General features: G+C 36.0%; 13 protein-coding genes. 1 reads left to right on the forward strand and 12 read right to left on the reverse strand.

The genetic code is table 11. The features are described from left to right. Positions 1–205: 205 nt before the first annotated feature. From I2F89_RS12740 to I2F89_RS12765, 6 genes are all read right to left on the reverse strand, one after another. Positions 206–409, reverse strand: a complete 204-nt coding sequence (locus I2F89_RS12740; RefSeq protein ID WP_071868023.1) for a DNA helicase UvrA — start codon at positions 407–409, stop codon at positions 206–208. Between the two features lie 458 nt (positions 410–867). Next, positions 868–1,089, reverse strand: a complete 222-nt coding sequence (locus I2F89_RS12745; protein WP_071868022.1) for a hypothetical protein — start codon at positions 1,087–1,089, stop codon at positions 868–870. Positions 1,090–1,352: 263 nt separating this feature from the next. Then, the gene (locus I2F89_RS12750) at positions 1,353–2,066 is read right to left on the reverse strand and encodes a DeoR/GlpR family DNA-binding transcription regulator (RefSeq protein ID WP_195514462.1); all 714 of its coding nucleotides are present in this window, start codon (positions 2,064–2,066) and stop codon (positions 1,353–1,355) included. Between the two features lie 163 nt (positions 2,067–2,229). Continuing rightward, on the reverse strand, positions 2,230–3,093 hold the full coding sequence (locus tag I2F89_RS12755) for a ketose-bisphosphate aldolase (protein WP_195514463.1): 864 nt from the start codon (positions 3,091–3,093) through the stop codon (positions 2,230–2,232). A gap of 89 nt (positions 3,094–3,182) precedes the next feature. After that, positions 3,183–4,589: a PTS fructose transporter subunit IIC gene (locus tag I2F89_RS12760; protein ID WP_195514464.1), complete on the reverse strand. Its 1,407-nt coding sequence runs from the start codon at positions 4,587–4,589 to the stop codon at positions 3,183–3,185. Between the two features lie 16 nt (positions 4,590–4,605). Beyond that, positions 4,606–5,058, reverse strand: a complete 453-nt coding sequence (locus tag I2F89_RS12765; RefSeq protein ID WP_195514465.1) for a PTS sugar transporter subunit IIA — start codon at positions 5,056–5,058, stop codon at positions 4,606–4,608. Positions 5,059–5,756: 698 nt separating this feature from the next. Here I2F89_RS12765 and I2F89_RS12770 point away from each other — a divergent pair. Next, entirely contained in the window at positions 5,757–6,155 is a 399-nt protein-coding gene (locus I2F89_RS12770) for a hypothetical protein (RefSeq protein ID WP_195514466.1), read from the forward strand. Between the two features lie 538 nt (positions 6,156–6,693). Here I2F89_RS12770 and I2F89_RS12780 read toward each other — a convergent pair. From I2F89_RS12780 to I2F89_RS12805, 6 genes are all read right to left on the reverse strand, one after another. Then, entirely contained in the window at positions 6,694–7,149 is a 456-nt protein-coding gene (locus I2F89_RS12780; RefSeq protein ID WP_176285356.1) for a helix-turn-helix domain-containing protein, read from the reverse strand. 125 nt (positions 7,150–7,274) lie between these two features. Next, positions 7,275–7,430 carry a hypothetical protein gene (locus tag I2F89_RS12785; RefSeq protein ID WP_176285355.1) on the reverse strand — a complete coding sequence of 52 codons (156 nt, stop codon included), beginning with the start codon at positions 7,428–7,430 and terminating at the stop codon, positions 7,275–7,277. A 61-nt stretch (positions 7,431–7,491) separates the two neighbouring features. Beyond that, positions 7,492–10,248: a WxL domain-containing protein gene (locus I2F89_RS12790; RefSeq protein ID WP_195514468.1), complete on the reverse strand. Its 2,757-nt coding sequence runs from the start codon at positions 10,246–10,248 to the stop codon at positions 7,492–7,494. A gap of 28 nt (positions 10,249–10,276) precedes the next feature. Further along, positions 10,277–11,323: a DUF916 and DUF3324 domain-containing protein gene (locus I2F89_RS12795; RefSeq protein WP_195514469.1), complete on the reverse strand. Its 1,047-nt coding sequence runs from the start codon at positions 11,321–11,323 to the stop codon at positions 10,277–10,279. Between the two features lie 90 nt (positions 11,324–11,413). Further along, positions 11,414–12,214 (reverse strand): WxL domain-containing protein, encoded by an 801-nt coding sequence (locus I2F89_RS12800; protein WP_086335688.1) that lies wholly within the window; start codon positions 12,212–12,214, stop codon positions 11,414–11,416. 22 nt (positions 12,215–12,236) lie between these two features. After that, a complete protein-coding gene (locus I2F89_RS12805) occupies positions 12,237–12,548 on the reverse strand; it encodes a hypothetical protein (RefSeq protein ID WP_086335686.1) in 312 nt (103 codons plus the stop codon). Positions 12,549–13,410 lie beyond the last annotated feature (862 nt).

Raw genomic sequence — 13,410 nt, forward strand, 5'->3', positions numbered from 1 at the left:
CCCTTCCTTTCGTTATCAATATGACCTGAACAATCATATTTTAACGATATGAAGAGCTTTTTGGTAGAACCATTGACTAGCTCTTTTGAGTAATCAAGCATGTTTTTCTCCCCCACTTCACATATCGTAAACGTACGTTTGCATTCGCAGCGAGGATCTTCTCTAAACAAAAAAATAGCCAGACAACTGTCTGACTATAATAAACCTATTTATTTTTTTCGTTTAATAGTTGGAAGTCTTGATCAATAAATTGGTAACAATTACCACAATTTTTACAATGATATTGTTTCGTTTGAATATTGAGTTGAATCAATTCACCACAAGCACAATCAATTGATACAGCCGTTCTTCGTTCTAAGCCATATAATGGACGACCCCAGAAAGTATAGCCTACTTGTTTTTCTTGCACATGCTTTCTCCCTTCCTAAAAAATTTCTATCCGTAGCAGGTAGAATACTGCATTCAACCAATGATACGTCTCAATGGGTGAACCTTACCTTAAAAATGCTCCTATAAACTACATTTTTTTGAATAAAAAAATTCGTTCCTATAGCGAGCTAATACTCAAGGATTTTTTAGCAAGATAAAGATAATAGGATCTTGCTGTCATATAAGGGACACTTCCATTAAATTTAGTGAAAAAATAAGCTGGAATTAGAAATCCTCAAATAATTTTAATTCGGTCATACTTAAACCAACTGAATTATCTGTATTATCCTATATATAACCAAAAGTTCTTTTTGAATGCAATATCGTACAGATTTTGAATTTCAGGCATCAATATACCCCACAGCAATTCGAGTTAGTAGATCTAATAACAATTGGATTCTTAGAATCAATAAATAAATCGACTAAAATCTCAGATAATTAGACATACTCTATTATTTCATAATCTGATTTATTCTCTATTGTTTCAAAACTATTCTTGTCATATAAAATATATTCAAAACCTTCTGTTTTCTTGACGATTACATATTGTTTCTTTTCACCATTTTTATCCTTAGCTAGCTGAACTTCTTCATAAATAACTTTTAAATCCACATTATGTGCTACAGCATTGCCTCTGTTAAAAAAAACTGATTCTTCCATTGAAAATCACCCTTTCCTACTATTTTTCCTTTGATATTGAATTTAATTTGCTATCTCTAATTCTCTCTATTTCGTATGAGATTTTCGATAATTCAGCCGTAAATATCATACATATAACAATAACAGTTTAATAATATCACTTTATCATGTGAATTTAAAAGTTTTCAATGATATTTAAATCCGTATATGGATGCACAATGAAAAATAAAATAAACTACATCCATTTTATACTGTCGCAATGAACGTAGTTTATTCTAATCAACTCACAAATTCTCAATAACTCTATATATATTATCTGGCAACAAACTCTTATAAAAATAAACTTTATTTTTTTTTGATTGTAATACCATTAATATTATTTTATCTGTACACTCCTTTAAGCATTGTTTTAAAATTGCTTCTCCTTCAGAAATTTCGCTTGCTCCTTTGTCTTCATCAAATCCCCTACAAGACAATAATGCAAGATCAAATTGATAGATGTTTAACTGGTTTATTGCTGTAACTGAATTTACTGTAAATTTTTTTTTAGTGACCGTTCCCCCAATAACGGTCACTTCAACATTTGTGTGTTCGGAGAGAAGTGTTGCTGTTAAAACGCTATTTGTTACTACCCGTAGACCATGAAATCTGTTTAGATAAGGAATTAGGTGGAGTGCTGTACTAGAACTATCAATGAAAATAGTCATATAATCTTCTATATATGTTATGGTTTTTTCAGCAATCGATCGCTTTTCTTCATCGTTTACATAATTTTCCACTTTTGTAAGATAGACAGCGTCAACTTTTTCAGCATCAATTAATATTGCTCCCCCTCTGGTACGTCTGATTTGTTCCTCGTTCTCTAGTTCAATTAAATCTCTTTTGACAGTAGCACTACTATAATGTACAAATTCAACCAATTCCCCTAAAGAAGCAAATTTGTTTTTGTTCAGATATACCATGATTTTCTTTTTTCGATCATCTTTTGCTGTTGCCATGACAAAACTCCTTTTGAAAAAAAAGCGACAATAAATAAAGAAAAACAATAATCTATTAATATACAACTATTCTTCAATATGACCAACGATCACCGTTATTAAAAATAATCTCTCAATGATAGTTAGTGTAACGAATTACTGTCACAATTCATTTTTTTCATTATCACTGGTAGAAGCTCGCTTTGTCAACCGTTTTCAACAGAGTCAGTTTATGACGAACAACAGATTTTACATCTTCGATGGGCCGGATATAGACTTCATTTGGCTCATACATATCCGGATATTCTTTTAGCACTTTTCTTAATGAATTAAAGAAAACTGATTTCAAGTCTGAACTTAAATTCACTTTACAAACTCCATGATTTATAGATTCATGGACTTCATCATCAGGATTTCCAGATCCACCATGTAACACAAATGGAATATCAATCCGTTTGTTCAATTCTTTTAATAACTCAATATTTAATTTTGGCGTAACATCCTTCGGATATAACCCGTGTGCTGTACCGATCGCAATCGCTAGTGTGTCTATTCCGGTAGTATTCACAAAATCTGCTGCTTGATCAACATCTGTATAAATGATTTGAGAAGTACCGCCTTCAGCGGAACCGTTATTTCCTATTGTTCCAATTTCCGCTTCAACACTTACTCCAACTTCGTGTGCTAACTCAACAACCTTCTGGGTGATTTTTTTATTATCTTCATAATCTTCTAATGAGGCATCGATCATAACAGAAGTATAACCGTTACGAATAGCACGCATGACATCATAAAGTGTCCCACCATGGTCAAGATGGATGACTACTGGTACACTACTTCTTATTGCATATTCTTGAATAGTTGCAATAAAATTATCACCTAGATAACTAATTTCATTTGGGTGAATTTCTAAAATCACAGGCGCATTTTGCTCTTCAGCTTCTTCCATAATTGCTTTTAACATATCAAAACTGCAAATATTAAATGCTGGAATAGCAAATTTATTTTCCTTAGCTACTGCAAGCAAATCTTTCATTGTATATAACATATTATTTCCCTCTTTCCATTTAATTTTTTATCTTTAAAGAGTCCTTGCAACAATAATAATCTATTGCAAGGACACTTCCCCCACAATTTTTATAGTAGATCTGTCTCACTTGTTGTTGATATCCCATTTTCTTCAGATACCGGTTTTTTTAAAAATCCTAACATCATTGCTGTGACGAGCATCCCACATCCTATGGCCACAACATACATTAACGGTTTATTTAATACATTAGGTATTGGAAGAATCCATATACCTCCATGTGGAGCCAGAGAAGTAACACCCGCTCCCATTGATATTGCTGCAGCTGTTGCAGATCCTGCCATCAAGCTAGGTATTACACGAATTGGATCAGCTACTGCAAAAGGAATAGCTCCTTCAGTAATATAGGATAAGCCAAGAACCCAACAAGACTGAGCGGAAGTACGCTCTTCTTGTGTAAATTTACGTTTAAACAAAAGAGAAGCTAGTGCGATTCCAAGCGGTGGTGTCATCCCAGCTGCCATACAAGCTGCAATTGGGGCATTTACACCAGCTGACATAAGCCCGATACTAAAAGTAGAAATAGCTTTATTTATTGGCCCGCCCATATCACTTGCCATCATAACTCCTATTAACAAACCAAATAACACGCCACTAGTAGAACCTAACCCATTTAACCAACTAGTTAGGCCATCAAGAATCAGGGAAATGGGTTTATCAATTAAATAAAACATTGCAAAACCAGTCAATGCTACTGATACTAAGGGCACCACAATCAGTTGATATAATGACGCGAAGGATTTAATAATCGTTACCTTATTCGCTAAAAAATGAGTTGCATATCCAGCCAGTAACCCTCCAATCATTCCCCCTAAAAACCCAGACCCACCACTTGCAGCCATTGTACCTGCTACCAAACCTGCGGCAAAACCTGGTCGACCAGCAATGGAGGTAGCAATACCTGCGGATAATGCTGGAACCATTAATGCAAATGCTGTTCCACCTCCAACTATACTTAATACTTCTGCAAACTGATTATAAGTAGGGTCGGTAGGATCTGCTGCATTGATTCCAAATGCAAAACTAAAGGCAATTAATATCCCTCCAGCAATCACTAAAGGTAACATGTAGTTAACACCATTCATAAAATGATTATATATACCAGATTTTTTTTCTGAACTATTTGGCTTAGAGAATTTTTGCGAAATAACTTTAACATCTTCTCCATCCAATGCTTCTTGAATAACTTTTTTTGGTTCTCTAATTGCTCTAGCTGTCGACACTTGTTTTACTTTCTTCCCTATAAAACGATTAGTACCAACTTTCTTATCCACTGCTAAGATAACAACATCAGCCTCTTCGATTTCATCTGCGGTCAATATATTTTCAATCTTTACACCTTGTGTTTCGATTTTAACAAAATGCCCCATTTCCTTAGCCGTCTTTTCCAATTTTTCCGCAGCCATATACGTATGTGCAATTCCTGTGGGGCAAGCAGAAATACCTACAATTTTCATAATATTCCCTCTTCTCCTAGTAGTTTGTTTTTATAATATCTATAATATCTTTTGGGGTTACTGCCTCTTTTAATTTATTTCGAAACTCCTCATGCATGAGGAGTCTTGCTAAACTGCTTAAAATCATTAAATGTTCATCCGAACCTTTAGTTGGAGCCGCAATCAAAAACGAATATTCGACTGTTGTTCCATCCATAGCTTTGTAATCTGAAATAGGTCCAGATTTGATAAAAGCTATCGCTGGTCTTGTGACCGCTTGACTTTTGGCATGTGGAATTCCTAAACTGTCTTCAATCCCTGTGGAGGTTTGGTTTTCCCTAATAAATAAATCCTTTTTATACTTTTTGATATTTTCTACGATCCCGACAGAATTAAATAATCTTGCTGCTTGATCAAATAACTCTTCTTTAGTATTAATTCGTTCATCAAATAAAATTAACTTGGGATCAATCATCTCTTTAATTTCCATCATTGAACACCCCTTTTATTGAAATCGTTTTCTATTTCTTGATTCAACAATACCATCATGATCTTTACAGTTCAACAGAATGAGCCATTTAATACATTTTTCTAAATATAAAAGTGTTTAGGTCATTTTTTTGATCTATATAGATCAAAAAATAAGTACGCGAAAGTTTTTTAAACACATAAAAGAAAAAGGTTATATGCGTGTTTTATACACGCATATAACCTTTTTTCTTTATTTGATCTCCACATATATTTAAAGTAAAATTTATAGCGAATTTCTAAATAATCTAATTTCTCCTTCAGGTATTATCTTAGGATACTTTTTCTTCATTTATCTCACATACCCAGAATCGCATCCTCATCTTTGACTGGCTTCAGTAACAGTTATCAATCAGATCATTATCTTGTATATCTATCATATTCCTCTCCTTAGATACACTATATAGTTTATAAATAACGATAACATATCGTGTATTGAGCTAAGAAGTGTTAATTTTAAGTGCACCCAAATTTTACAACGCCCCCCCTTATTTGTATCGTTTTTATACCGCACTATTTCATACGGATGTTCCATGTATCCCAATTAAAAAGGGGACTAGAAAAAATTCTATATCATGTTAAATGTTAAATTTAATATGGTTTACTAATTGTTAATATAACTATGATAAAATTAGTAAACTTTAAAAAGGCGGTATTTATATGGATAAAAAGAAACTTAAAATTTTGGTAGTATTTTTATGTATCATATTCTTTTCTATTACTTTTTATTTTATTAGAAAGAAAGCATACGAAACAAAGTTAGAAGATGGAATGTTTTCTTATGCAATCCAACAAGGTATTCCTAAAGAGAAAATAAAAAAAACTAATATGAAATATTATCCAAAAGGTCAGCGTTACGAATATGAAATTTATATCAACAATCTTGATAACAATAAATATTTTATTTTTTCTTATGTTTTAAAAGAAAGTCCATTTAAAACATATTTATTTCAAGAAAAAATAGATACTACTTCTATTGATTCTAGTGCATATATAGATGGTTCTGTCGTGGGACTAGAAGATAAAATGGCTAAACCTTTGCTTGATAAAATTCAATGATGATAACTAGATATAATTTAGGGTTATGTCGACTAGATGATTAAATAATATTTATAGGATGGTTATTATGAATGAAAAGGAAATGAAAGAGTATTATGAAAAAATAAAAAAAAAGATGAAGTGGATCTAGATTGGTTAATTGCATTAAAAAGAATAAAATTAGACGATAGAAGAAATTTTTTTAATTTAGTTCTTGTGATTTTTATTTCTGGATTTGCGTTAGTATTGCCTAACTTTCTTTTTGTAGATGTTCAATTCACTAGTATAATAGGCACGATTTACTATTTAGCTTGGTATATTTTTACAACATGTTGTGCTGTTATTAGCTATCGTATATATAAAAAAGATGTTGGTAAGGTTTTAGCAGAATTAGAGGTATTGGAGTATATTAAAAAACAACATTTATCGAAGTGAACGTTATTCCTTAGTTAATAGAGAGGAATTTTAATAACGTTAAAAAAACGTGTTCATACGAGCATTCTAAGGTCAGGTTCACTCATTAAGATGTATCATTTGGTCGAACGAAGCATCATACCAACTACAGATGGTCGGGTAGTGACACCGTTACTTGACGATCGAATGACTGAATTAACGTTTCTTGTAGACAAAGCTCTGTATTATTTTCTGGCAAAAACTTTCCTTTGGTCACTCGTATCTTTGCAATGTGAAACCACTGGTTCATCCAAGTGTTGTTTAGCTGCCAATTGCCAGCCGGAACGGACGTTTGATTCTGACACAGTTCTTTCACTTTTTTCCAAAATCCTTCTGGATACACCGACAAGGTAAAATAAAACTCGTACAATACTTGACGGATATCTGCCTCTTCTCCCACCAATAGATTGGTCTTTGCATCCAATTTGAGCCGACAGTCTTTTCGTAAGATTCCTTGGAGTTGGTGCTTCAAACGGGTAAAGCTGGCAAGCGAAACGTCCAAGAACTGTGCTAATTGGCCATTATCTAACGGGTTTTCGTTTGCCAGGTGATCAAAGAACAAAAAAGTCGTTCCTCTGCCAATAGTCTTTGTTTTTTCTGTTCATAAATATAGGGATCTTGTAATGAGAAGTGGTAGCCGTTTTCGTCACCGATCCAAAAGATTGAAAAGCCAAAATAGGTCTTAAGTTATTTGATATCTTGTAGTATTGTTCGTCGTGTATAGCGCATCTGGTCCACAAACTCTTTGACCATCACGTGCTCTTTTTGTTCCAACAAGGTCAATAGCTCAAACCAGCGACGAGTCCTTGTCTTATAAATCAACTGCCTAAACAAAGAATTCATGAATACGGCCTCTCCTTTTTGTGAAAAAGGAAAAGAACCGAAGTCCTTTCCCTTTTTTCAATTATTCGTTTTCTGGTACCGCACTAAGCTCCCAAGTAAGCGTTGTTTGATAAGTGGTGGCCCTTGGTAAAGCAGTTTGGGGAACTTCTAATGCCACACTTTCTCCCGCACTTGTCCCATCACCAAAGCGATAAATCCATGTACCGGTTCCTTGTTCGTTTTTGGCGGTGATAAGTTCCGTTCTATGCTCAGGAATTAAAACGACTCCTTCTTGGTGACGAATGACTGGTTCTACACCGTCTTGTGCTGTGGCAAACTGTTGGTTCGTTAAGTGCAAACGGGCACCTGCCAATTCATGTTCGTCAAGGTTCGTAAATTGACTATTTTGTGTCACTGCCAGCTGCCAGCTATGTCGGTCGTTTTCTGAACGGCGGTCACTGATTTGGATATAATTTGGTCGTTCTTCGCCCTCGTTTATGGTTCCGTCCGGATTCAATAATCGTTGTGGTTGTGCATAATACCATTGATCCTGAACTGAAATGCCTTGTGAACCAAAATTGAAGGATGAAATGAAGTCAATACTCAGTAGTCCTTGGTCTTCTGGAAGCCCAGGCTGATTTTCTGGGTCAACTTCGACTTCTGGATCCAAAGGATCTAACGGGGAAATGGGAGTAATATCATAAATGTAGGTTACCTTAATCTGATTTTCTTCATAAATGCCAGTTGCATTATCCGGCTCCATTACGACGTGATAGTTCTGGATTTCCTTGGCATGTGTTTCATAGACTTCGCCAATTTTCCCTACTAATTCATCAGGATCTGCCAATAGATTTCCATCTCTATCTAAGTAGTGAACAAATACACTACCGTTCTTTTCAACAACCGTCACTGGTACTTCTATTATATTTTGAATTCCACTTATTTCAGATTCGATGATTACATCAGCAAATGTATTGCCTAAGATATAAAATGATTGTTCTTCCGAAAAACCAACAACAAATGGAGCATCACCTTCAAGCTTATTGGAAAGATTATCAACAAACTTCTTTGAATCTAAATCAGTCGTGGAAATCCCCGCCCCAACCTCTTGTGGCACAGGATCTCCCCATGGTCTTGCCCAAGTAAAGGCTGTGTCAGCAGCAATAGTTGAACTGAGACTATTCATTACTTCAATGCCAATTTCTAAGTAATCTTCTTCCAAATAATTTTCTGGATTGTTATCCTTATCAATTGTAAAATTTAATGCTAAATTTATGTTTTTTCCTGCTTGTTTATCAATTATTTCCTGAGAAAAATAAATTATCCATTCATTACTCTCGTCATTAAAATATACATCTACATCCTCTATCAAATTATCTCCATCTGTATTGATAATAGATCTTATATTTAACCCATCTTTATTTAAAATATCTGGTGCATTTAAATATATTTCTAACTCTTCTCTACGATTTTTAGGTATTCTCTGTATTATATTAAATTCACTTATAAATCGTTCATCATTAATTGCCCCCTTTACACTCAGTTCATCATAAGAAATATCCAAGCTTGGCCCTTGTTGTTCAAATAAGACAACTGAGTTTCTGACAGCACGTGAAAAAACCTGAACATGTGGGGCACCTGGAACAATTATATTAAGGGATGCACCTGGCTTAATGGTTGTAGTTATCCCATCCGTCTCCCCCCAACCGTTTTGACTATTTGGTTGTCCTAGAACAGCTTTTATATTTTCATTTAATAACGTAATATAAAAACTCCCATGGTTAGTTGTTGCTGAACCATCTAAACTCAGAAGGACGTCTCCATCTACATTGGTTCCATCGTTATATACAAATGAAGTAACTGCTGAAAAATCTGCAGTCCCTTCGCCAGTTCTGTTATTAAACCCAATAGAATTTAGACGCATAACATTATTGATTCCCGTTGAATTTCTTGTTCTGATCACTTCAAATCTCGCATGAAATGGCTTGTCGTCAACTCCAGTTCCTACATTTTCGAATATTATAATGTCACCTGGTGTTATTATAGGCCCCATAGAATCGACAGCTGAAGCGTGACTGACTGGATTACCGTTTATAAGTGTGCGAGAACTGCCGCTAGTAGCGCTATATATAGTAGTAGCAGGTATATTTTCCCAGCCAGATTCTATATCCCCTGAAGAATCAAGTGACACCCATCTGTCAAATTGATCCATAGGTTTATCAGCATGACCTATTTCAAGCGGAGGTGGAAATGGGATATCTGATAGTTGATTTTTTAAAATTCCATAACCTGCAATTTCTTCTTTTACATCTTTTTTCGCTAATAGATCCTCATTTGAAGATTCTGTTTCTTCACCCGGAACTTCCTCACTAATTTCTAAATGGGCCGTCGTGTCTCCCACCGACAGTTCATAGTTTCCCGATTTTTCAAATACTAAAGGAAGGACAAAGGTATTTTGCGCACGCTTTGAGTGGACAATCCATTCAAGAGACTGCTCTCCTTCCTCAATTGAAATCCCCGTTGCTAATTGATCTTTCAAGAGTGTTGCTTCTTCGGGTAAAAATACTCGTGCCTCTGACACTTTTTGATCAGAAAAGAATGTGACCTGCACAGGTTCTTCTGTCATTCCTTGCAACCGAGAACGAGTAAAGAAAAAGTGCGGGTTACTAGCATGTACTTCTTCAAGATAGTTTTTCATTGCTGGTAGTTCCACTAATTCTTGTTCATCAGTGTCCATCGTTGCCTCTGTGTAGACCATGCCAACAGGCATTAATACGGCTTGCATGATCAAGATGGTCGTCCCTAACACAAGCATCGGTCTTCTTAATCTATTGGGCATTCCATTCACTCCTTCTCACTTCTCTTGCTCATTTTCTCTTGATTTCTTTTTTTTTAATAAGTAGGTAAACAACGATCCCCAGTAAAAGAACAGTTAAAATGATTGATCCGACCATCCACCAATTGATACTTGTATCAACCGTCACATCTTCTCGGTTCAAGTTGCGTGCTTCATCCGCCTCAATTGTAAATTCACGCGTCCAAGACCATTCATTTTCTCCTGAAGTTGCTGTTAATTCTAAGACATACTCTCCACTGCGGAATCGATCCCCTTCTAAAGAAATCGGAAAATGGAAATTCGAATTGGGTGCCATCTGCATCATTTCTTGGCTGGTTTCATAAAGAACGTCGTTCTCTCCTACATGTTTCACCGTGGCTTCCACCGCCAAGCGATTGACAAAGGTCGGCGTGAAATTTTGCAAAGTAGCACTGATCACATTACGATAGTTCAACTGGTCCGCAAAGACATCTAGTAGTTCCAAATCCGGCTGGACAGAGTCGCGAGAATTGCTGATAACAACACCGAGTACATAAGCAAATTCATTTTTGATGGCTACGCCTTCTGATTCGTCACTTTTTTCTACTTCATCTTTGAATTCAGCAATGCGTAAGCCACCGGCCAAAAATCCTTCAAAGGCTTCTGATGGCATTTGTAAAGGTATCTCAACGATTCTTGTTTCATTACCGGCTAACTCAATCATCTCAGAAGGTTCCATTAAATCCGCCAACAAATACTTCAATGACGGATCCGCTTCGATCGCGTCCTTCCCGTATTCCACTTTGCCTAAGACATTGGTGTAAGCTGTATGAGGCGTCACCTGAACCCTTATGGGTTCGGCACTGGTATTACCGACTTCAAGACGTAAGATTTCTTTTTGATTCGGTGCTAAATTTAAATCATAGTACCCTTTTCCTTCATCGACTTGACTCGCCGGAAAAAGTGGGATGGCATAGATATTGAATGCTTGTTCCTGAGCGTGTGCAGAGAGTGGTAGAAAAAAGAAGCTCACTGCCAACAACCAAATAAGGGTATGCGTTCGTTTCTGGTGTTTCTGGTGTTTCTTGTACTTCATCATTCATGATCCTTTCTTAAAAAAAGCAGCGCTACAAGTTTCTGCAACGCTGCCCATACTACGAGTGACAAGGAAAAAGGTTTTTTATGCTTCTTAAAGTTCGTTTTCTGGTGTGAGGTTTAATTCCCACGTCAGTGTAGATTGATACGTCACCGCATCTTTCGCAGTTAAACCAGGAACAAATAGTTTGATTGCCGCATTTTCTATGACTTCTGCGCCATCTTCAATTTGTTGTGCAAGTGTATCGTGATCTCCCCAAACAACAGAAGAGGTTCCTGCTCCTTTTTCCGCTGCAGCTGTCATAACTGAAACCGCAGTGGTATTTGGAATCAACTCCATGCCGTTTTCATGTGCTTCTGGCATTTGTGCTGCATCATCAATGCTGTAAGTAATCTGCGGATCGTGTAAGCTGATGCGCGCTCCTTTTAATACATCGTTTTGTGTCGCTTTTGTTGCTTGGAATTCAGACAAGCTCACGCTTAAGTCCCATCCTTCATTTGTTCCACGAGTATCTTGTACTTGTGCCAAACTCACATAAGGAACCATGTTTTCTTCGCCTTCAGTCCCAGTCAATTGAAACTTTTCAGCTACCATGTTATATGTTTCATCAGTAGTAGAGATAACTTGGGAACCAAAGTTCATCGTTGGTACATAGGTAATAGTCAAAGGTCCTTTGTTATTGCCATCTGGATTAACGACTGCTGGGATCTCTACGTCTGGACCAGTTTCTCCTGGGGCAACCACTGTGTCGTCATCCCCTGGTGTGAAGGTGATTTGACCTTCTGTAGTTGTATTGCGTACTTCTTTTGATTCTTCTTCAGCAAACGCTTGAGCGCCTCCTGCTAAAATAGTGGTAGACAAAGCTGCAACTATTACTAATCGGATAAATTTCATTAAGAATTACTTCTTTCGTTTTCTATTTTTTGTGTTCTTGGTATTTCTTTTTGGCATCGACGGTGGCAACTAAACCAATTACCAACCAGCCTAGCCATACCCAATGGTGTTGATTCACCGTATTAGTCTGAGGCATCCTGTCGCCAGCAAGCGGCTTGGCAATGCCGGTCGGTGGTGGATCTGGTGTTCCTTCTGGTTCATAGCGTCCCGTAAACCGAATTGTTCCATCGGTCTCTGTAGACTGAACTGATGATGCATAACTGGAAGTAGATGTTATAGCCACCATTAGGATCCCCAACAAACAGCTAATGACGATCCAAATTTTCCTCTTCATTTCCTTCCTCCTTTATATGAAGTGGCTCAAAAATCATGGTTTTCTAGAATAAACACGCAAGGATAATCCTATAAGGAAATCTCTTACTTCAGCAATAATAACATTTTATGTCTTTTAAAAAAAAAACCATTTTTTCATAGGGTAGCGAAAAATTGTTTTTCCTTTTTAACATTTTGTTTAAAATGCGAAGGAATATTTTTTTGTTAAAGGCTTTTTTCGTTCAAAAGCAAACTCAACTAGACTCGTTGAATCATTATTAGGAGTTCAATAGACTATACACTGTTGGACTTTATTCTAGATGAAAAATATAAACCGTTCTTGCTGGCCAGATATGTTGAGCAAATTAAAAATTGAGTAATAGAATATGTATAATTAAATTGGGAAAAAGAGTGTTCAGAAAATGATAAGAAACTATACAAAAAGAAGTCAGGACTGCGCGAACGTAGTCCTGACTTCTTTCAATCTATCACAACCTGATTGCACAACTGCTACTTACCAGGGACTAAATTTTCTACAAGAGTTTCTAGTACGTTGTGAGTTTTTTGATCATTTTGTTCTTACTATTTAGTGGTATGGTATAGTGTGGTTTTGTACATTCCAGTTGAGTGTGTAAAAATAAAAAATCAAAGTCCCTGGCAAATAGCAGTTGTGCAATTTGGCTATTAGCTTCGCTACTATCACAAAAATATCCAATAAATCTTGTGGCGACAGATCGTTTATCCTTTAGCGATGCCATCGATCAATTTAGGCTTCTTCCACTAAAAATGACAGAAAAACACATCCTAGAATTAGCAGTTGACTTGAATGAATACTCCCAGCCATATTTTTCAAAAAGTTGTTGTACGATAAACAATCCTAAACC

The sequence above is a fragment of the Enterococcus sp. 1001283B150225_161107_E12 genome (assembly GCF_015556925.1).
Classification (GTDB): domain Bacteria; phylum Bacillota; class Bacilli; order Lactobacillales; family Enterococcaceae; genus Enterococcus_B; species Enterococcus_B mundtii.